Below are 19,005 nucleotides of genomic sequence, written 5' to 3'. Positions count from 1 at the left end.
AATGAAAAGTTCCATACAAGTCAGTCCTAAAGATATGCTTAATGCTTATTTACTTTTCTTTGTTATTCATAGCGCTCAAATTGGTGTTGGGATACAGGGTTTTCAACGTATAGTTTATCAAGATGCAAGACATGATGCTTGGATTTCTGTTCTTATTGCAGGATTCGCCACACATATTGTCATTTTTTTCATGATAAAAACGTTAGAATTGTACGGTTCCAATGACCTCTATGGAATCCATCAAGATGTTTTTGGGAAGTTTTTTGGAAATTTATTGAATGCTACCTATATTCTTTACTGTGCCATGGCATTCTTTTCCATACTGCGTAACTATATTGAAGTAATTCATGCATGGATTTTCCCGGGTTTAAGTACGTGGTTCATTTCCTCCACGTTGCTGTTAATCATAATTTACGCCTTTACGGGTGGACTCCGTGTAATTGTGGGAGTTTCTTTTTTTAGCATCATACTGTCTATATGGCTTCTCCCAATGTTGATATTCCCTCTTGAATTTTCAACAGCTGCTAACCTATTGCCAATTTTGGAAACAAAAATAAGTTCTATTTTAAATGGAGCACGTTCCATGACTTTCACTATTATTGGATTCGAAATTCTCAATATTATTTATCCTTATATAAAGGAAAAAGAAAAGGTTAAGAAGCATGCTCATCTAGCTTTATTAGCCACTACATTTGTTTATCTTTCTGTTATGTTGGTTTCGCTTACATACTATAGCGAAGGAAAGTTACTTAAAACAGTTTGGGCAACTTTAACCCTGTTTAGTTTTATCAGTTTTCCATTTATTGAACGTTTTGAATTTGCTGCGGTTTGTTACTGGATGTTGATCATTATACCGAATCTATGTCTTTACCTATGGGCTGCTTATAGAGGGGTCACACGTATAGTAAAAATAAGTGGAAATAAATTCGTTTGGTTGTTTTCCTTTATTATTCTTATAGGCACTTTAGTTGTTCAAAGTAGAATTCAAATCAACATGATTAACAATCAGTTTGCCAAAGTCGCTTTTTATATTGTATTTGTCTACCCTATTTTCTTATACTTGGTCGCTGTGGTGAAAAAGAAATTCACAACAAAAAAGGAGCAAGAGGAATGAAAAAGTTGAGCTTCTATATTATTACACTGCTTCTATTCATTACTTTGGTCGGGTGTGCAGAGACAAATATTCTCGATAGAGTTGGGTTAACCACTTTAGTGGGCTATGATTTGGGCAGTGAAGATAATAAAATGAAAACTACCGCAGTTATTCGTGAAGTAAATCCAGAATTTCAAAGTAATGTTGAAGTTGTTACCACTGAAGACGAAACAAGTAAAGGTGCACGTGCAAAAACCAATCGCAAGCTATCAAAAAAAATTATGGTCGGTCAGATGAGAGTTGTTTTATTCAGCGAAGAGCTAGCAAAGAATGATATTCATCATTACATTGATTCACACTTAGAAAACCCTAGTGTTAGTAATGGTATTTATATGGCAGTCGTCGAAGGTCCAATGACCTCCTTACTTGAATATCAATATGAAAATATCGAGGATATTGGTCAACATATATTTAGATTATTAGCACAAAACATTGAATCTGAACACATGATTTCATCAACCCTCCATGAAGTAGCACGTGATTATTATTCATCCGGTAGAAACATTGTTATGCCAATTATCAAAAAAGAGGAGGAATTCGTTGAAATATCGGGAATAGCTCTCTTTAAAGATGGTAATATGGCTGGCAGACTCTCAGCTGAAGATAGTTTTTATGTAAAGATGATAAGAGACAATTACGAACATGGAATTTTTGAAACTAAGTTACAAGAAGAAGATATTCCAACTTCTTTAAGGAAGAACACTATTAGTGAGATTCCTTTAGCATTTGATACAGTTAAGACGAACAGAAAATTGAAACTAGTTAATTCGAATACTCCTGAATTCGACTTGCACATTACCATTAAAGCAAGATTATTAGAAATTAAGTCAGATCTAAACATAGGAGATTCGAAAATAGTGGCAGAACTTGAACAAGCTATAAGTAAGAATTTATCTCGTGAAATGTCAAGAGTAATAAAATACGGACAAAAAATTAATTCAGATGTTTTTGGTTTTGGGGAATCATATAGAAGCTCTGTTAGAAACTCTAAACTTACTCAAGAAAAGTGGCACGAGTTGTTTAAAGAAATGAAAGTAAATATCAAAGTAGATTTTACGATACTTAGAAACGGAGTATTTGAATAATCGGATTAAAAATCAAAGGAAATTATCTACCCTTTAAGTCCAAAGAAAAACAGCAGTACATCTATTAACAAGATAACCATCATCCTCTATGTAGGTTGGTGGTTTCTTCTTAATAGACTCCTCCTACCGAACGTCTATTAAGAAAGTAGATGTCTACATATTCTTAATCCTATATGATATGAACTTTTAGGGTCTTGTATATCTGAATTTCCTGTGAGGATAGTTGTTCCGTTCACTTTCGTATTAGATCCTGTCCTTTTACTTCAATAAAAGTTTAAACTAATAAAGTAAGTATTTTACATCTTTTTCACTATTCTTTCTATAAAGTTCTCTTCTTGGACCTCACTCTTATCAGCAACCAAAAAAGTCTGGAATAACGCGAACAGCTCTTTTATTTCTTTTTCATGATTAATGATATTTATACTTTTTATGTATTCTTCTTCATCTTTATATCTAGCAATCTCTACCCATTTAGTGACATCTACTTGACTATTTAAAAACATAATATGTACATCTAAATATCTCTCATATATTGCAGTCGCCTTTTGCTGCATGTATAAATACTCTTCTGCTTTATCTTTTTGAATATAATATTGATAAATTTTTACATACACTTATTTTGTCCCCCATTTTTATCTCAAATATAAAGACACCTTTAGTATATTGGATTAACTATAAGGTTAATAACATCCCCGGGTTTATCTTCTAAAACTAAAAAAGGAAGAATGGCTGTATGCTATTCCTATAGGAATAAAAATAATCACTTTTCCTTAAATGTTTTATTATTTGTTTTTACCAATGAATACAAATCTCTACCAAATGCAAAATAACCAATCAACAACAATATAATCCATACATATGCGCGCCAAGATAATTCCTCAAATATATAATCTCGTTGAGCAATGATAATATAATGTAACATTATTAATAAAATCATTTCATAGATTACCGTAATAATTTTTTTATGTTTACGGAGAAACAAATAAAATACAAAATATAATAACACCATAATAGACCAGAACTCTACTATATTTACAAAAAAATATATGAATTCCGAATCTGACTTGAAATCAATAGCTTGAATGGTTTCTTGATTAGAAGTCCCTGTTAATAATCCGAAACTTAATAAAAATAATAAATTTATTTTATACATAATATCCTCTTTCTATCACCTAGATCTAAAAAATTGTTACCGCTTCTTTGGTCAACATAGCCGCTATTTTAAAAATAACAATTATTTAACTAACATCAGCTTTAGTTTCTTTTTCAGATTTTGTTTTAGAATATAGATAACCTATCAACGAAAACGAAGCCACTATTATAGAAAAAATTAACAGCACATACATTGCCCCTATCATCATAAAAGGACTTAATACAAGAATAGTTATGGATGATCCAATTAATACCACAAGGAAAAATTGATTCGTTCCCTTTCTTTTCTCAATTGGCAAAAAATAAAATATAGGATATAAAATAATTGCACTGACAAACATAACGATACATATCAAGACTAAAATAAAGACTAAAAACATATATTCCCCCTATTTATATATCCTCTTTAACTAAAATGGTTTTTTTTACATTAATTGTAACATTTGATCTATCTTAATGCACTTCATCTTCTATAATGAATAAATAAGTTTTTTCATCAAATTTGGTTCACTGATAGATTACAAGTCCCATTTAATAATTATTACTCTGAGGACTCTTTGTACTTCTTATGTTCTTCCCTAACAAAGACAATTGCCTTCTCAACAGTTAATAAATTTTTTTCAATCCAATATTCACCCATTTCTTTAATCAATGGGTGAATGAGTCCAATTTTACTAACAACTACAACGTAACTTAGTAAAACATTTATCACGTCATCATTTAATCCTAACTCCTGCAAATCCTTAACAAGCTTTACATCTTCCTCTGTAATTGTACTGTTCTGTATTTTAAAATAGTCAATTGGTGATGATGATTTAACCTGTTTTATATACCAATCATTGGTTGTCATTCCCATTTTAGCTTTGAATTGTTCTTCGTGCCATTCCTCTATTGTCATTCCGTTTATTTCTTGAAATCGTTCTTCTGGTGTCTTCCCATGTATTACTTTCCCTTGTTCTTTTTTCCTTCGTTTTTTATCTATTATCTTCCCTGTTTTAACCTTATTTTTTTCTTCAAGTTTTGCATTCCATGCTTCTGTTGTCATTTCCATTACTTCTTCATATCGTTCTTCGTTTGCTATACGGTATATTTTTATATGTCGTTTTTTATCTTTAGTCATTCCTTTCCTCCTTTAATCCAGTTGTATTATCTCATAATCCAGTAAATCCTCTTATTGACCTAACCTGCTCCATTAGTTGACGAAGTAATAATAGCATGCTCTAGTTACATAAAATAATTATAGTAATAGCTATAGATATTTGACGGCTTAACTTGTTAATACAGCTATAATCGAATGATTTTATATAAATATCGATTAAAGTGGGGAGTGCAACATGGGGGCTATTAATGGAAAAGATTTCATTAACAGATTAAATCAGCTAAACAATGAAATTTGGTATGACGGTGAAAAAATGGAGGGGTTGCTATCTGAACAACCTGTCTTCAAGGGACTAATTCAGTCCAAAGCGAATCTTTATGATTTGCAACATGACCCAAAAATAAAAGATGAGATGACTTTTATTTCCCCAGTATCAGGAGAGCTTATTGGTCTTTCCTATTTGCAACCAAAAACGAAAGATGACTTAATAAGAAGACGAAAGATGATTAAACATTGGGCTAGGTATTCAGGGGGAATCATGGGAAGAAGCCCAGATTATTTGAACACTGTTTTAATGAGCTTCGCCTCTTCCGTATCCTTTTTAAATAATAAGGACAAATGTTTTCCAAACAATCTGCAAACATTTTATGAATTTGCTAGGGAAAATGATCTGTCGTTTGCACATACCTTTATTTCTCCACAAGTGAATCGTTCTTATATCTACTATGAAAATACGGATGAGCCAATCGCAGCAAAAGTAATTGATCAAAATGAAGAAGGAATTATCGTTAAAGGTGCCCGTCTTCTTGCTACACAAGGTGGATTAACAGATGAAGTATTAGTTTTTAGCGTAGGTAAATTTCTATTTAATGAAGATGAAGCTTTTGCTTTTTCGATCCCTTCTAACACAAAAGGATTAAAGTTTATTTGTAGGGACACGTTCATCGGCGGACAATCTTCTTTTAATTATCCATTAAGTTCGCGGTTCGAAGAAATGGATTCTATCGTTGTCTTTGACAATGTGTTAGTACCTTGGAATAGAGTATTTTATTACAACAATGCAGAAGTAGCTGAGCAATTCCCAATTCAAAGCTCTTTCCATCCCTTTACTAAGCACCAAGTATTGATTAGACAAATTGTAAAAACAGAGTTTATCTTAGGTATTGCTGAGCTTCTTATCGAAACGATTAATATTAGCGAGTATCAACATATTCAAGAAAAGATGTCAGAAATCATCATTGGTCTAGAGACGATGAAAGCCTTGTTAGAAAAATCAGAGAATAACGCAAAATTAGATGAATGGGGATATATGCGTCCAGAAATTTTCCCGCTTCAAGTTGCTGGTAACATTTTTCCTAAAATTTATCCTCGTTTCACTGAAATTATCCAGTTAATTGGAGCTAGTGGAATGATTACATTGCCAACCGAAAAAGCATTCCATTCTATTGTTAGAAATGACTTAGATTTTTATCTTCAAGGAGCAACTAAGACCGCTGAGGAACGTGTAAAAATATTTCGTTTAGCTTGGGATCTAACAATGAGTGCATTCGGAACAAGACAAACCCAATATGAGCGATACTTTTTTGGTGACCCAATTCGATTAGCTAGCGATCTATATAAGAAATATCCCAAAAATGAATATGTAAAGGTAATTAGTAATTTCTTAAATTTAAAAAATGAAGAGTAACAGTAATTCATTATTGACTTAAAGGACCATTCCAAATGAGGAATGGTCCTTCTTTATTACAAAAAAAATTTGTCCATGTTTTTGGTGAAAATATCTCCTATAACACTTATTCTTTCATTAAAAAGCTCCTTGAATACTTTTATAAAATTCAAAAAGAAATTTTATACCAAATCCTATTAATACAAGTCCAGTTAAAATAGAAACCCATTTGATATATGTAGGATTTAGTACCTTTCTCGTACCTGCAACAATTGTCATTAAAACTATGTCATGAATAAGAATTCCTGTAAGTATTCCTGCACCAACAATAAGGAATTTAAAGGTATTGGATGAATCGAACGAGTCCGCTAATACTGTACCAAAAATACTTACCCAAAAGACTAAATTACCAGGTGATATAGCTACAAGTAACCCATTAAAGTAAGAAGACTTCAGTGATTTTGTTGACTTTTCTCCTGCTACTGAGATATTATGGTCAGCAGTTTTTATGCTATCATAGCCAATAAAAAATAAGAATAAAGCACCTACCAACCACATCGTAATTTGAACAATGGGCATGGATAGTACAGAAGCTAAGCCGAAATAAAGAAGTAAAATCAAACCTAAATCAATCGTCATTCCTCCAAGACCGACAATCCATCCATGCATAAATCCGTTTTTAAGACCTTGTTTTGTCATTTCTATTGTAACTGTACCAATAGGGAGAGCAATAGAAAGTCCAAGTAAAACATATGTCAAAAATAGTACAAACAAATAAAACCCTCATTAACTTTTACTTTCTTTTATTTTTCCGTTTTATTCTCCGTTTAATTCTACTATTATATTACTAAATGTAATAATATTCAATCTATTCAAGGGGTTATATCTCCTTGTATAACTAACCTGTCCCGTTAGTTGAACAAGAAAATAACTAACTGGCTACATTCATATTTCGAATCATTATATAAGCTTATTTTCTAACAAATGTCATCCTATCTTTATAAACTATTTATAGTATTTGTTATTTCTTCAATTATTTCTTTGTGAACGTATATATCCCAAATAATAAAGGTGATAAGGAATAAAAAATATAATGCAATATACATTTTCAAGTTTTTCTTCGGTCTCAAAGGTTTCAAAAATAATACAAAAAAGACTGTTATAAAAAGCGAGAGTAAATAAATGTTAAGTTTCCACATCTCATTTGCTTGGTTAATTGGTAACATAACTTTTATAGCTTGAATTGCAGTACCTTGCACATTGTACTTTTCTTTTTTTACAAACCCTTCTTCAATCGTTAGTATCATCGATTCTTCATTCAAGTAGTAATTATAACCAGTCAAATTGAAGTTGGTTTTCAGTGTTAAAAGTAAAAGTATTGTTATTAAACAAAAATAAATCAATAACGAAAACGTTAAATTTCTACTATTGATTTGGAAAATAGCTAACCCTCCTTTATGGCTTACTTGGATAATAAACCATCATTAGTTAGTAAATTTATATATATTATTTCTTATAATATTTACCGCATAATAAATACTTCATCACTCTTTCCAAATATACCTGCATATTGTACTAAATTGTCCCTTTAATTGATTAAGAGAAAAGAGCTGCATTGCAAATCACTGTTCTTCAACTAAAGCACCCGTTAGTTCAAGTGTCATTTTTCTTTTCTTGAAGAAATTTATTTTCATGGTAGTTTAATAATCAATGAATTAATTAATTATATATTTATAATAGGATTCTGTTTTGGCCTTTATTGAACACTTATTTTTTAAAAATACTTTCTGCATTTTTTTATTGGTCTCATGTGTAATTCCTATGTAATAGTTCGCTCCCATTTGCTTTAATAAATTCATGGACTGATAGTGTATATGTATACTATGTCCTTTCCCTCGCTCTTCAGGTAAAATTCCGAAATAATATAACCTTCCTTCATATACAGTGCCACTTTCTATGTGAGGGATAGATATACCAATGAGTTTGTCTTCCAAGTAAATGACATTACAAGATTTACTCCAATTCTCCCCTATTTCATTTTTCAAAGAGTCTAGATGTTCATCCATTGTAAATGAAGTTGGAGAGTTTTCAGACCCATACATACATTTCTCCCAAATCCTCTTAAATTCATCTTCAGATATTTTATAGTCACTTAATGAATACCATTCATATCCCTTTTTATTGTTATTAATATCTTTTAAGTCTCTTAATACTTCAACTTTTGAAGCATACTTTTCAAATCCGAAGTTAATTAGCATTTGTGAAAGACTCAAATAGTGTTCCGAAGATCTATTAATTAAAGCACTAATTCTGTTAAGCTTATGCTTTATAGCAAAGTCATTTAAAGTATTTATCTTATCTTTCCAGTTATTATGGTTATATTCTGTTTTCTCTCTCTCTTCTATCCCAATATATTGAGGCATGCCATTAATTACTTTAAATGAATCTTTTAAAAGGTTTTCCACCATCGAAATTTGAGACAATATACAATCACCCTTTCAATCTGCATATTTATTAGTTCTCTATAAATACCTTTCTCAACTAACCTGACCCGTTAGCCATCCATGCAGCACAATATATTTGCTGCACCTCAGAGAATGAAAATGGTAAAGACGTGACAATACTAAAATTGACCTTAATCCAATCTACTGAAATTAACGCTCTCCTCTTTTTTTACCGTTTGAGTAGGGTCTTTTTTTATATTGTCATTTTTCTTTTTTTGAAGAACCTTCTTTTCATGGTATTTAAATCAGGTTAGTTTGTAATTTCATTCTTAAAATTTTTAATGGTATTTTGGATAAGCTGTTGTTCACTTAGCAATTCTAACAAATTCACCCGATTTCTATCTAAGTGAATTCCTCTTATCCCAACTCGTTCGGCTCCTTCAATATTTTCAATTTTGTCATCTATAAATATACTTTCTTCTTTTATCGCTTTTGCATGATTAAGCGCGATATTATAGATTGCTTCTCCTGGTTTTTCTTCTTTTACAAAGGCAGAAAGAATAATAGAATCAAAATATTTACGAATTCCTAACCTATCAAATATCCAGTCCATACTTGGCATTGCATTCGAAATAACAGCTAATCTGTACTCTTTACTTAATTCCTCAAGCAACCCTTTTACTTCTGGAAACAGCTCACAGTGACCAGCAAAATGGGTAAATAAGAATAATTCATTTGTTAGTTCAATTTCTCCAAGCTCTTTTGCAATAGTTCCATAATAACGCTTATAGTATTGTTCTTCCTCATTCCAATTCGAAATGAAAGTCAGTTTAATTTGTTTTGCCTTCATAATAGCAACATCAATTTTTGATTTTTGATAACCTCTTTCCAGCAATATATACCTTATTCTGTCATCTCCTTTTAAAAAAGTATCAAAAAGAACACCACCAGCATCAAAGAAAATTACTTTCACTTCATTTTTTGTTTGATTCATTTTAATCCTCCTTTATAAGCGATATTATTTTTTTCTGTATTTTGATATTTTATTTAAAAAACTTATACAACAAACCTGTCCCATTAGTTCAATAAGTTCAACAAAAAGAGCCTCAATCCCTTCTTGGATCAACGCCCTCCGATTGTTAATATTAAACTTAATATATCATACGTACTGTATTAAGAATATGACCAGCAAAAAGATCTTAAAGTCACATCACAACAAAAATGAAATTACAATAATACTAAATAAATTAGCAATAAAATGCGAAATAGCACTTATCCACGCATTGTTTGTTTTATAAAATATCACACCATATAAAACACTATTTATAAAGATAAAGAAAATATCATAAGCGACTACAATACTACTCCCCTCCACAATGTGAGCAAATGCAAATATTATGGATGTAACAATTAAAGTAGGTATTATTGGTAGTGCTTTACTCAATTGCTTTTGAAAAAAAGCCCTCCAAGCAATTTCTTCACCCAATGCTAAAATGGCAAGTTGGAAGACGAGAAACATTATCTTATCTAACGAAACTACAAACTCCGTTCTTCCATAAAGATGTTCTATGTATTCGGGCAAAATTAATTTTGCCAACACAATACAAACAACATTCAAAATCAGTGGTAAAACAATCCAAAAATAAATTGTTTTGTTTTTCAGACACTTTCCTATTGATTTTGCATTTAGTCCAGTGTCAGTAGAAACATTTTTTTCCAAATTACTATTAATAAAGAAAAACGCAATACCAATAATAACTGATATCCCAGCAATACTAAATCCTAAAAAATTTGCAAATGAAACAGCAGTCATAACTATCATTGCAATTAAACATATTTTTTTTATATTTACCAGTTTTAACTCTCCTGTCCTAATTATCTCTCTATTACATAGAATATTTTTAGACTCCCCCCTTTAGTTGAATAAAATTAAAGGAACTACTTTTAATGTACTCTCTCAGATTATCATTCAGTTTGTATCTAATTCTATATGGATACAGAAATATCCTTCTTCAACTAAACTGCTACGTTAGTTCAATAAGAATAAAGAGTTGCATACGCAACCCGATCTATAGCTAGTTGTAAATGAATTACTTTAGGACTAAAGCATAATCAAGAATTTCTTGATAAAGTTCGTTCCAATCATGATAGTATTCTATTACTTCACCCGGATTTATAAGAATTCTTTCAGCTGACTCAAACTGTGCTTGAAAATCATGTAATCGATCAATGTCCATACGGTAAAAAACTTGATATCCTACCTTTGGATAATTGCTACTTGCATCCCATTTTATGTTTTCAGTGTGGTCAACTATAATATGACCTAAAAGAAAGATACTTCCCGTTACATATCCCTCTTCATACGCTTCACGATTTAAACAATCTTCAGGGTTTTCTTCAAGTTCAATATGACCGCCAGGAAAATCCCACCCTCTATGATTTAGATTAACCAAAAGTAGTTTTTCTTCTTGTAAACAAATGCCGTGAACGCTTGTAATTAACTTTCTTGGAGGAAGTTGTGGATCACGCTTCCAGGTTAGTTTTACTTTTGAATCTCCCCAATTCACATATTTGGTTGTCAATTTTTCACTCTCCCTTTCTTCGATTTCTTATTACACTAACCTGCCCCGTTAGTTTAAGTGTAAAATTTCACACTTGATCACAGAAATTTACATGGTGTTTTATATATTAAACTAGTCCATCGAAGTGATGTTCTAGTTTAACTAAAGCGCCCACTAGTTGAAGTACTATTCATTATTTTTTCTAACAACATAAGTTATTGCGTTGGTTTTTGACAATACAGGTTTTCCATTTCGAATAATGCTGTATTCTAATGGTTTTACTTCTGATTTGAATAGTTCCCATCATGTATAGAAGCTACTGATTTTTTTAATCATATCTTCTGTTGAAAGATTTACTTCCATAAGTGCATCTAACTTCTCGTTAGTTTCTTCATCAATTTCTGTAACTTCAGAGTTCACGATAATACCATTTACTCCGTTGTTTTGAGTACCATCTGCCATCTGCTGTATAATTTTATTTAAAGCAACTTCTGATTGAACGTGTTCTAAACTTGAAATGGCAACTATTAAATCATATTCGTTTGTTTTGATTTCATAGTTACCTATATCAGCTTTTTCCGTGAGAATTACTTCTTCAACCTTATATTCTTTACTATATTGTCTTAATTTTAGTAATGCCGAATCAAGTAAATCAACACAGACAACTTTACCGTTTTTGGACTTGATTGCTTCAGCAATCGGAATACTATTTCTGCCGACTCCACAACCTAAGTCTAGAACTTTTACATTCTCTTTATCATCAAATAAATGTAATAAATCGGTTACCGTTTTTACAGGTTTGTATAACCAAGAACCTTCTTCAAATAATTTATAGTTATCGTAACAATAATCGTGATATTTCTTCTCTTCATTTCGAATAAATTCAATTCTAGTCAATGTTTTCACCCCTTACATCAAATTCTTTATTGAATGTTGAAATACCTTCTTCAACTAACCTATCCCGGTAGATGAATAAGAGAGTTTAGTTATCAATTACCTCTATTTCGAATTTCATATGGTCCAAATCCCAAACATCTACATCAGTATTCGAAAAGACTGTTACTTCCAGTTTTTGTCCGACGTTGTACCTTTCAACTTTGTCAACTGGGATTTCATATACATTTCCTTCTTTTCTACTTTCAGGTGCATCGTATTCTTTCATTACCAGTATTTTATCTTCAACAACTATCTCCTCAACAGTTCCTGTGAAAGTGAAGTCTTCTTGATACTCGGAACAACCGACAAAGAATAGCAAACTTATAAATAAAAAAGATAAACCGAGTATTTTTTTATTTTTCACGATGTACTCCTCCTAGGCTTAATAACACTCTAAATTAACTGTTTCCAATCAGGGTCTACTACATCTTTCTCGTTCGGCTTTCTCACAAATTCGATTGAGCCTTCTTGGCATGCCCCAAACATAATGTAGTTTAGTTGTGCTTGTCTTAACGAAACATCATTTGCCCCACCTTCATAATCAGCGTCTCTAAATTGAACACCATCATCTTCCCAAAAACATATTTCACAAATTTCATAAGTGTTTGGCGGTTCTTCATCTAATGTTTTATAGCCACAGCAAGGACAAGTGTATTTCATACAATCACCTCAATATTTTTTTTGATTTTACCATACTTTCTTGTTCAACTAACCTTCTCTTTTACTTCAATGAATAAGAGCCAGGTAAGCAGCTCAACACTCTTCAAGTGAAGCACCGTTTGTTTAATATAAAATTAACGATTAGTGTAATATACTTTTGGATTTGTTATTCCATTTTTGATTATAATTACAGCTTCTGATTTAATATTTTCAATTTAGTTTCTCTTTTAAAAGGTTTTGTTAATTGAGCAATTCCTCTATTACCTTTGTTTTGTTATTTTGATCATTCACAATTACAGACAAATGTAATTTATCATTATATTTTACTACCCCTGTGACAGTTTTTCTCTAAATCTAAATTTGTGTAATTATGTCGATTCTTAAAGGTACATAGGTACTGTATTAATAGCAAGAAAACGGAATAAATAATCAGAAAAACCCTTTAGAACAAATTCTAAAGGGTTTTTCATTGCATAAAATAGCATAGTCTCCTATAAAGATGCTATTGACTTTTTTCTTAATGGCGCACAATTGGCATTGAACAACATCGGAATGATCCACCTGATTTAATGATTTCCGAGAAATCGACCTCCAACACTTGATATCCATGCTGTCTCAGCTGATGATTCACGTCACGATTTATTGGTAAACTAAACACTCGATTATGACCAATAGACAACACATTCGTACCCATTGAGAACTGCTCACTTTCGCTCACTTCGATTAAATGATACATGCTCGATAAACGGTCCACGATTTTTGGATCGAGCGCATCGGGATAAATCAACGCATCTTTTGTGGAAAGAATATTGAACACACAGTCTAGATGCAAATAATTTGGTTTAAAAGGTATAGGTAGAATCTCAAAATCAGGTAATTCATTTTGCAAAGCTTGAATAGCTTTCATACATGTACGATGGCTAATTCCAATAAATACACGATTGCCATCTACGATTACATCGCCACCTTCAATGGGATGCGTTGAAAGCTTCTTATACGAAATGTCATGTTCATTCATCCAATGAGCTAATACTTTCTCTTCGCCTTTACGAATCGGATTCGCCATTTCGGAAATAAATAAACGATTACCCAAAGTAAAACCAATATCTCTAGTGAAGACTTGTTCAGGGTGGTCTTTACTTGGTCGTAGTTTAATCACTTCCACACCTTCGTTCCGTAATGTTTGTTCAAATATCTGATGCTGCGAAATAGCAAGTGAACGGTCAATATTATCATTTATATATTTTTTTTGAACATCATTAATCACTTCTTTAATTTCCATATATTGAGGTTCACATAATACGACTTTTTTAAGTGTTCCATATTCGCTTTGACAATTTATTTTAGATTGATTTTGAATTATTTTCACCATAAGTCATCCTCCAATTTCTTAATTCATTCCTTTTTTATTCCCTTGATTTTTCATTTCATAACCTATTTGTGAATTTTTTTCATTTGAACTTCGTTGTTTCAGGAAATTTAGGATGGGGTAAAGACTAGACATAACGAGATGTGTGAATAAAGATAGTGGAGGCGATTGTATGATTACGAAGGAACGAGCTTTATTAACAAAAGAAGATTTTCATACTAGAAAAGACTTGCCGAGTTGGCTCTATAAAGAATACGAAACCTTTCATAACACGGTAACGGATAAAACGTTTCCATGTTTTTTTGGAATGAGTGGCGAACTGAAAGGCGAGCTCCGCTATGCATATATCAATCAAGACGACTGGAGTAATCTACCGCTTGCACTAGAAGGCTTTCTAGATTTATTTAAACTACCAAACTATAAGAGACACGGTCTTTTTGTATTTGTAGAGCCTTTTGAGCAAGAGGGTTCTCTCGCAGATTATCGAAAGCAATTTTGGGAGATTCTCCAATACATACATGAGGTCGATGAAATTGAATGGCCGGAAGACAGCCCTCGCGACCCTGAACACTATTTATGGGATTTCCGATTCAATGGAGAGCCAATCTTCGTGTTCGGAAATGCTCCTGCATATAAGAAGCGAAAGACACGTCATTTAGGAAATGCGATGGTTCTTGGATTCCAGCCTCGCAAGATATTTGAAGGATTAGAAGGAACTGAAAAAGGCGGTATAATGTCACGTGAAAAAGTTCGTAAACGTGTAGAAGCTTGGGATCAGCTGCCTAAACATCCAGATATCGGTCACTTCGGCGACCCGACGCATAATGAATGGAAGCAATTCTTTATTGGTGATGATATTGAGCCAATTCAAGGAAAATGTCCATTCCACCATAAATCACAAGCATAAAAGCAAGTCCCCATTTTCATAGGGGATTTTTTTGTGGAAAATAAAATGGAGAAAAGACAAGTTAAAATAGAGAATACGCTGCTTAAAGTGCTCACTTTTTGAACGAGTGGGGGAGAACAATTTTCCATATATCATTTTCTTTTTTTAATTCCATTAATGTTGAAGCTGTGAACCTTCCATAACTAACCGTTAATTCAACTAATAATCCATTACTGTCTTCTTGTTTTATTTTGATTGTGTCATAATATCTGAAATCTAAAGCCATTTCCAAGTTGGATATGTTAAGATTTTGGTAATATATTCTTTTAAAAGTATCGAAATCAGGTAACTCCCCATCAATATAAACCAACGAATAGATTGCTTCTATATCATCTATAACTGCTGAATGAATGTATATAAGCATAATCTTTTCTGGTGAAAAACCTTTTATATAATTTGTATCATATTCCTGGGTAAATAATTTATAAGACTTTAATTCTTCTTCCGATAAGTCGGTTAAATAAGAAAACTCTTCTTCTGAGTCATCAATTTTTAAAACTTTCTCGTCTAATATACTGATTACATTTTCATTATTTGTATCATATGTTTGTACGGAATTACTTAGCGTACAACCAGTGATAAATAATAGTGAAGTTAAAAATACAAAGATAAGAATATTAGATTTCAAATGAAATACCCCTTTCATTCCTTCCCCCTATGCTAAGGAAAAAAATCGATTGAACAACTCTATAACTTGTCAATATGACCATGTACTAAAATTTTTAATAGTGTTTCTGTTCAAAATAATAATCCTTACACTTTATATTCTATATTTCCCTAATTATCCCTTCATCAGCTAAGCTGCCCCTTTAGTTCAATAAGAAAAAAGAGCTGCATATAGCAACTCTATGATCTTTCACTAAAGCACTCGTTAGTTGAATAAGAAAAATATTAATATCCTAAAATTGTCCATTATAATCCCCCGGTACAATAGTTATTAATTTGTATCTTTTTGTTTTTTTCATTAAATCATAAACTATAGTGTAATTTTGATTTTCTTCAATTAAAGCCCATATACTAAAATCTTCTATGTAGATCTTATTATTATTTGAAAGGACTATCCACTTTTCTTCAGAAGTTTTACCTTTACTAATTACTTGAATGTTTTCGGTTTTAGATTCAATAACAGCGTTTTGATTTAAAAAATAGAATAAGATAAAAAAACCAATTAAAGCAGTAACAATAATTAATAAGAAATTACGAGATTTTTTCATACATTTACTCCTTTTAGGAAAACCTTAATGGATTGGGTGTACCCAAAATTAATCAACACACTTAAACTAACGACCCGTCCGTGAAAAAAAAGTCTCCAATTTTTGTAGAAAAAACACTCTTGTTTACTAAGATCACTTCTTTCCTAATAGCTCTACTTATGTTGAAGTCTTTTTATAGTAGTCACTGCTAACCGAATAAATAAAATGTAAATAAAGCATTGGCAAAAACTTAGACATAAGACAAACACATATAGCCCAAAATCTTCTAGTTCAGTTACACCATAGTGTTGCAAATCCCAATCAAAAAAAATATTATAGTAACTCACCCCTAAGAAGATAGGAATCAATATGACCCAATAAATCTTAGGCATACTGACAATATGACCTTTAACTAACATTGATTCACTTCCATTTCTAATTTACCTACTCGACACTTGTATAATTTTCCATATAATAAGTACTTCTACTTCTTTTCAAAAATCCCTGCCTCTTCCACTAACTTGTCCCGTTAGCTCAATAATAAAAAGAGTTGCCTTAGCAACCCTTGATTACAAAAATTCCTTAACTAGTCCGTTTAAAAATATTATCTTCAAATGAATCTTTTCCAATTTCATTAAGCATTGTAAAGAACTATTCATTTTGAATAAGACCATCTTTACAGAGCACATTAAACTCTAGGAGGTGACGATACCATGACAAAGAAAAGTAAACCAAACTTTAAAAAGAAAGAACCTAATTCAAGAAAAAACAATCGGGAAGAATTCGCGGAAGAACAAGATTTAAATCAAACTAAACGTAAAAACGTACAAAATAATAACCAACAAAATTGCTAATACAACTATTAACATACATGCAACTATAGTATGATTTAATACTCAGTAATAACTTCTTGTTCATTTAAATTATGATATGGTCAAACGCTATGTATATTAAACTGACAACTCCATCATTATTGAAACTCAATTGTAAAAAGAGATACACCTTGAAATAAGGTAGTATCTCTTTCTGTATTAAAATATATTACTCATTGCGAATATTCCATATTTACGAACTTAGTTTTTCCCTTTGAAATTTCATCAAATATTTTAATTCGACAAGTTAGAGCTCCATTCTTTAATTCCAATAGTTCTATATAATTTCTTTTAGGAAGTCAGTTTCAACCCAATTACTGCAGCTACGATCATGCCTATAAATGCAATTCGTTTCCAATCCTTAGATTCTCCATAAATAAACATTCCTACAAGTGTTCCCCCTACTGTTCCTATACCTGTCCAAACTGCATACGATAGTCCCATAGGGAGAGTTTTCATTGCTAATGCCAGAAAACTAAAACTTAATATAAAACCAACAATTAAGATTACATATGATTGAATGTTCTTGTATTTAATGACTCTGTTCAAACCTATAACTCCTATAACTTCAAGACATCCAGCTAAAATAAGGTATACCCAATCCATTTATGCTACACCATCTTTCTCGCTTGAATCGGTGGTGATCAATTTTAAACCAATTACACCAGCTAATAGCAAAAGTATAAAAAATATTTTAGTCCAACTAAATGGTTCTCCGAATACAATCATCTCTACCACAACGGTTCCAGCTGTACCAATTCCAGTGAAGACAGCATACGCCGAGGCAACTGGTACGGTTTGTAAAGCTTTTAGTAACACGACAAACGATAAATATATTAGGAAGGCAATCACAAGCCAAGAAATCCAGTTATCTGAATACTTCAAACCCATTGCCCAAAAAATTTCAATAACACCAGCAATAATTACAAGTGCCCAATTTCGATTCATATAGTTTCCCTCCGTAAAGCTTCTTAATCCTTCGATAATCCACGCCAATAAAGATACCAAGAAGCATCTAATCTTTTATTCGAACGCTCAGGGCCACCATATAACATTTCTACAAAAATTCCATCTAATACCCCTAAGAATGCTACTGTAGCTTTCTTAGCTTCAATTGAAGAGCTAATTTCCTTTTTTATGATTGCTTCTTCTAAAATTGGAACTAGTAGTTCTTCTACCTTGTCTAAGTATTCATATACATATTTCATGACTTCATTATAGAGATGAGTAGGAGGAAAAAACGTTATACGAAGCCAAAATTTAGTATAACCATTTTTTTCATATTGCTCTTTATAATGCAACAGAAAATTAAATAAGAAATCCTTAATAGGAAGCTTCTTGTTACCGTCAATAAAATTGGTAACAATTCTTAATTCATTAGCAAACACGTCGTTACAAACATCAAGAAAAAGCTCGTCTTTTCCTTTAAAGTATGTGTAAATAGATTGTTTTTTTATCCCTACCTCATCAGCAATGTGAGCCATTGATGTTCCATCATATCCATTCTGGGCAAATCGGTTAAGCGCAACTTCTTTTATTCTATTTATTGTCATACTATCACCCTTCCGAACGTTCGTCAGTTAAAAATAACAAACATTTTAAATCCTGTCAACAAATTCTTCTTTTAGTACCTATAAAAGATTCGTAAAATGAAAAAAATGAAGTGACCTCATTTCTGAGATTCACAGTCATTTTGAGAACTACACTATAAGCAATATAAATATTAACATAATAACTGATATAATCTCCTCTATGTAACTAATACAGATCCAAATTCTAAATTCCCAATGAGTCTATCATGGTTAAATTGGACATCCTATTCAAAAGACTTTAAGGATTTAACTTCACCCTTGGCAAAGTCAATTAAAG

At 31.6% G+C, this 19,005-nt stretch carries 23 protein-coding genes and 1 pseudogene; 5 read left to right on the top strand and 19 right to left on the bottom strand.

Annotated features, from left to right (window positions below; all coding sequences use genetic code 11):
- Nucleotide 1: 1 nt before the first annotated feature.
- Both AM499_RS04095 and AM499_RS04090 read left to right on the top strand, forming a co-directional pair.
- Complete coding sequence (locus AM499_RS04095) at nucleotides 2-1,114, top strand: GerAB/ArcD/ProY family transporter (RefSeq protein ID WP_053589010.1); 1,113 nt, start codon at nucleotides 2-4, stop codon at nucleotides 1,112-1,114.
- Nucleotides 1,111-2,238: a Ger(x)C family spore germination protein gene (locus AM499_RS04090; protein ID WP_053589009.1), complete on the top strand. Its 1,128-nt coding sequence runs from the start codon at nucleotides 1,111-1,113 to the stop codon at nucleotides 2,236-2,238. Before AM499_RS04095 ends, AM499_RS04090 begins: the two co-directional genes overlap by 4 nt.
- 296 nt (nucleotides 2,239-2,534) lie before the next feature.
- Here the strand turns inward: AM499_RS04090 and AM499_RS04085 are convergent, their stop codons facing one another.
- From AM499_RS04085 to AM499_RS04070, 4 genes are all read right to left on the bottom strand, one after another.
- Nucleotides 2,535-2,852 (bottom strand): hypothetical protein, encoded by a 318-nt coding sequence (locus AM499_RS04085; RefSeq protein ID WP_053589008.1) that lies wholly within the window; start codon nucleotides 2,850-2,852, stop codon nucleotides 2,535-2,537.
- Between the two features lie 146 nt (nucleotides 2,853-2,998).
- Nucleotides 2,999-3,391, bottom strand: coding sequence for a hypothetical protein (locus AM499_RS04080; RefSeq protein WP_053589007.1), 393 nt, complete (start codon nucleotides 3,389-3,391; stop codon nucleotides 2,999-3,001).
- A gap of 85 nt (nucleotides 3,392-3,476) precedes the next feature.
- Nucleotides 3,477-3,770, bottom strand: coding sequence for a hypothetical protein (locus AM499_RS04075; protein ID WP_053589006.1), 294 nt, complete (start codon nucleotides 3,768-3,770; stop codon nucleotides 3,477-3,479).
- A gap of 161 nt (nucleotides 3,771-3,931) precedes the next feature.
- On the bottom strand, nucleotides 3,932-4,510 hold the full coding sequence (locus AM499_RS04070; RefSeq protein WP_053589005.1) for a hypothetical protein: 579 nt from the start codon (nucleotides 4,508-4,510) through the stop codon (nucleotides 3,932-3,934).
- A gap of 214 nt (nucleotides 4,511-4,724) precedes the next feature.
- Between AM499_RS04070 and hpaB the strand changes: the two genes are divergently transcribed.
- Nucleotides 4,725-6,176 (top strand): 4-hydroxyphenylacetate 3-monooxygenase, oxygenase component, encoded by a 1,452-nt coding sequence (gene hpaB / locus AM499_RS04065; protein WP_053589004.1) that lies wholly within the window; start codon nucleotides 4,725-4,727, stop codon nucleotides 6,174-6,176.
- Between the two features lie 117 nt (nucleotides 6,177-6,293).
- Here the strand turns inward: hpaB and AM499_RS04060 are convergent, their stop codons facing one another.
- The 10 genes and pseudogenes from AM499_RS04060 to AM499_RS04015 form a co-directional block, all read right to left on the bottom strand.
- On the bottom strand, nucleotides 6,294-6,929 hold the full coding sequence (locus AM499_RS04060; RefSeq protein ID WP_053589003.1) for a LysE family translocator: 636 nt from the start codon (nucleotides 6,927-6,929) through the stop codon (nucleotides 6,294-6,296).
- 224 nt (nucleotides 6,930-7,153) lie between these two features.
- The gene (locus AM499_RS04055; RefSeq protein ID WP_053589002.1) at nucleotides 7,154-7,462 is read right to left on the bottom strand and encodes a hypothetical protein; all 309 of its coding nucleotides are present in this window, start codon (nucleotides 7,460-7,462) and stop codon (nucleotides 7,154-7,156) included.
- 408 nt (nucleotides 7,463-7,870) lie between these two features.
- Complete coding sequence (locus tag AM499_RS04050; protein ID WP_053589001.1) at nucleotides 7,871-8,638, bottom strand: hypothetical protein; 768 nt, start codon at nucleotides 8,636-8,638, stop codon at nucleotides 7,871-7,873.
- A 271-nt stretch (nucleotides 8,639-8,909) separates the two neighbouring features.
- On the bottom strand, nucleotides 8,910-9,593 hold the full coding sequence (locus AM499_RS04045; RefSeq protein WP_053589000.1) for an HAD family hydrolase: 684 nt from the start codon (nucleotides 9,591-9,593) through the stop codon (nucleotides 8,910-8,912).
- Between the two features lie 216 nt (nucleotides 9,594-9,809).
- A complete protein-coding gene (locus tag AM499_RS04040; protein WP_053588999.1) occupies nucleotides 9,810-10,421 on the bottom strand; it encodes a CPBP family intramembrane glutamic endopeptidase in 612 nt (203 codons plus the stop codon).
- Nucleotides 10,422-10,689: 268 nt separating this feature from the next.
- Nucleotides 10,690-11,181, bottom strand: coding sequence for an NUDIX hydrolase (locus AM499_RS04035; RefSeq protein WP_053588998.1), 492 nt, complete (start codon nucleotides 11,179-11,181; stop codon nucleotides 10,690-10,692).
- 165 nt (nucleotides 11,182-11,346) lie between these two features.
- Nucleotides 11,347-12,057 (bottom strand): annotated as a pseudogene (locus AM499_RS04030) (class I SAM-dependent methyltransferase).
- 85 nt (nucleotides 12,058-12,142) lie between these two features.
- Complete coding sequence (locus tag AM499_RS04025; RefSeq protein WP_053588997.1) at nucleotides 12,143-12,460, bottom strand: hypothetical protein; 318 nt, start codon at nucleotides 12,458-12,460, stop codon at nucleotides 12,143-12,145.
- Nucleotides 12,461-12,489: 29 nt separating this feature from the next.
- Entirely contained in the window at nucleotides 12,490-12,756 is a 267-nt protein-coding gene (locus tag AM499_RS04020; RefSeq protein WP_053588996.1) for a CPCC family cysteine-rich protein, read from the bottom strand.
- A gap of 517 nt (nucleotides 12,757-13,273) precedes the next feature.
- A complete protein-coding gene (locus AM499_RS04015) occupies nucleotides 13,274-14,128 on the bottom strand; it encodes a dimethylarginine dimethylaminohydrolase family protein (RefSeq protein WP_053588995.1) in 855 nt (284 codons plus the stop codon).
- A 169-nt stretch (nucleotides 14,129-14,297) separates the two neighbouring features.
- Between AM499_RS04015 and AM499_RS04010 the strand changes: the two genes are divergently transcribed.
- The gene (locus tag AM499_RS04010; RefSeq protein WP_053588994.1) at nucleotides 14,298-15,032 is read left to right on the top strand and encodes a YqcI/YcgG family protein; all 735 of its coding nucleotides are present in this window, start codon (nucleotides 14,298-14,300) and stop codon (nucleotides 15,030-15,032) included.
- Nucleotides 15,033-15,123: 91 nt separating this feature from the next.
- Here AM499_RS04010 and AM499_RS04005 read toward each other — a convergent pair whose 3' ends face one another.
- Entirely contained in the window at nucleotides 15,124-15,717 is a 594-nt protein-coding gene (locus tag AM499_RS04005) for a hypothetical protein (RefSeq protein WP_053588993.1), read from the bottom strand.
- A gap of 253 nt (nucleotides 15,718-15,970) precedes the next feature.
- Nucleotides 15,971-16,285 carry a hypothetical protein gene (locus AM499_RS04000; protein ID WP_053588992.1) on the bottom strand — a complete coding sequence of 105 codons (315 nt, stop codon included), beginning with the start codon at nucleotides 16,283-16,285 and terminating at the stop codon, nucleotides 15,971-15,973.
- Between the two features lie 692 nt (nucleotides 16,286-16,977).
- Here AM499_RS04000 and AM499_RS21570 point away from each other — a divergent pair.
- Complete coding sequence (locus AM499_RS21570; protein ID WP_156316741.1) at nucleotides 16,978-17,118, top strand: hypothetical protein; 141 nt, start codon at nucleotides 16,978-16,980, stop codon at nucleotides 17,116-17,118.
- Between the two features lie 309 nt (nucleotides 17,119-17,427).
- On the opposite strand, the gene AM499_RS03990 is transcribed toward AM499_RS21570, so the two are convergent.
- The 3 genes from AM499_RS03990 to AM499_RS03980 are packed head-to-tail and all read right to left on the bottom strand — an operon-like array spanning nucleotide 17,428 to nucleotide 18,689.
- A complete protein-coding gene (locus tag AM499_RS03990) occupies nucleotides 17,428-17,742 on the bottom strand; it encodes a DMT family transporter (RefSeq protein WP_053588990.1) in 315 nt (104 codons plus the stop codon).
- On the bottom strand, nucleotides 17,743-18,084 hold the full coding sequence (locus AM499_RS03985) for a DMT family transporter (protein WP_053588989.1): 342 nt from the start codon (nucleotides 18,082-18,084) through the stop codon (nucleotides 17,743-17,745). It abuts the gene before it with no gap.
- A gap of 23 nt (nucleotides 18,085-18,107) precedes the next feature.
- Entirely contained in the window at nucleotides 18,108-18,689 is a 582-nt protein-coding gene (locus AM499_RS03980) for a TetR/AcrR family transcriptional regulator (protein ID WP_053588988.1), read from the bottom strand.
- Nucleotides 18,690-19,005 lie beyond the last annotated feature (316 nt).

This window comes from Bacillus sp. FJAT-22090 (assembly GCF_001278755.1).
Taxonomy (GTDB): Bacteria; Bacillota; Bacilli; order Bacillales_A; family Planococcaceae; genus Psychrobacillus.
The sequence above is the reverse complement of the archived record's forward strand: the minus strand, read 5'-3'. Positions and strand labels throughout refer to the sequence as shown.

Bases quoted from the DNA above. Each gene is read 5' to 3' on its own strand.
- AM499_RS04095 (WP_053589010.1), top strand. From the start codon at position 2: ATGAAAAGTTCCATACAAGTCAGTCCTAAAGATATGCTTAATGCTTAT.
- AM499_RS04090 (WP_053589009.1), top strand. From the start codon at position 1,111: ATGAAAAAGTTGAGCTTCTATATTATTACACTGCTTCTATTCATTACT.
- AM499_RS04080 (WP_053589007.1), bottom strand. From the start codon at position 3,391: ATGTATAAAATAAATTTATTATTTTTATTAAGTTTCGGATTATTAACA.
- AM499_RS04075 (WP_053589006.1), bottom strand. From the start codon at position 3,770: ATGTTTTTAGTCTTTATTTTAGTCTTGATATGTATCGTTATGTTTGTC.
- AM499_RS04070 (WP_053589005.1), bottom strand. From the start codon at position 4,510: ATGACTAAAGATAAAAAACGACATATAAAAATATACCGTATAGCAAAC.
- hpaB (WP_053589004.1), top strand. From the start codon at position 4,725: ATGGGGGCTATTAATGGAAAAGATTTCATTAACAGATTAAATCAGCTA.
- AM499_RS04055 (WP_053589002.1), bottom strand. From the start codon at position 7,462: ATGATACTAACGATTGAAGAAGGGTTTGTAAAAAAAGAAAAGTACAAT.
- AM499_RS04045 (WP_053589000.1), bottom strand. From the start codon at position 9,593: ATGAATCAAACAAAAAATGAAGTGAAAGTAATTTTCTTTGATGCTGGT.
- AM499_RS04040 (WP_053588999.1), bottom strand. From the start codon at position 10,421: ATGATAGTTATGACTGCTGTTTCATTTGCAAATTTTTTAGGATTTAGT.
- AM499_RS04020 (WP_053588996.1), bottom strand. From the start codon at position 12,756: ATGAAATACACTTGTCCTTGCTGTGGCTATAAAACATTAGATGAAGAA.
- AM499_RS04015 (WP_053588995.1), bottom strand. From the start codon at position 14,128: ATGGTGAAAATAATTCAAAATCAATCTAAAATAAATTGTCAAAGCGAA.
- AM499_RS04010 (WP_053588994.1), top strand. From the start codon at position 14,298: ATGATTACGAAGGAACGAGCTTTATTAACAAAAGAAGATTTTCATACT.
- AM499_RS04005 (WP_053588993.1), bottom strand. From the start codon at position 15,717: ATGAAAGGGGTATTTCATTTGAAATCTAATATTCTTATCTTTGTATTT.
- AM499_RS04000 (WP_053588992.1), bottom strand. From the start codon at position 16,285: ATGAAAAAATCTCGTAATTTCTTATTAATTATTGTTACTGCTTTAATT.
- AM499_RS21570 (WP_156316741.1), top strand. From the start codon at position 16,978: ATGACAAAGAAAAGTAAACCAAACTTTAAAAAGAAAGAACCTAATTCA.
- AM499_RS03990 (WP_053588990.1), bottom strand. From the start codon at position 17,742: ATGGATTGGGTATACCTTATTTTAGCTGGATGTCTTGAAGTTATAGGA.
- AM499_RS03985 (WP_053588989.1), bottom strand. From the start codon at position 18,084: ATGAATCGAAATTGGGCACTTGTAATTATTGCTGGTGTTATTGAAATT.
- AM499_RS03980 (WP_053588988.1), bottom strand. From the start codon at position 18,689: ATGACAATAAATAGAATAAAAGAAGTTGCGCTTAACCGATTTGCCCAG.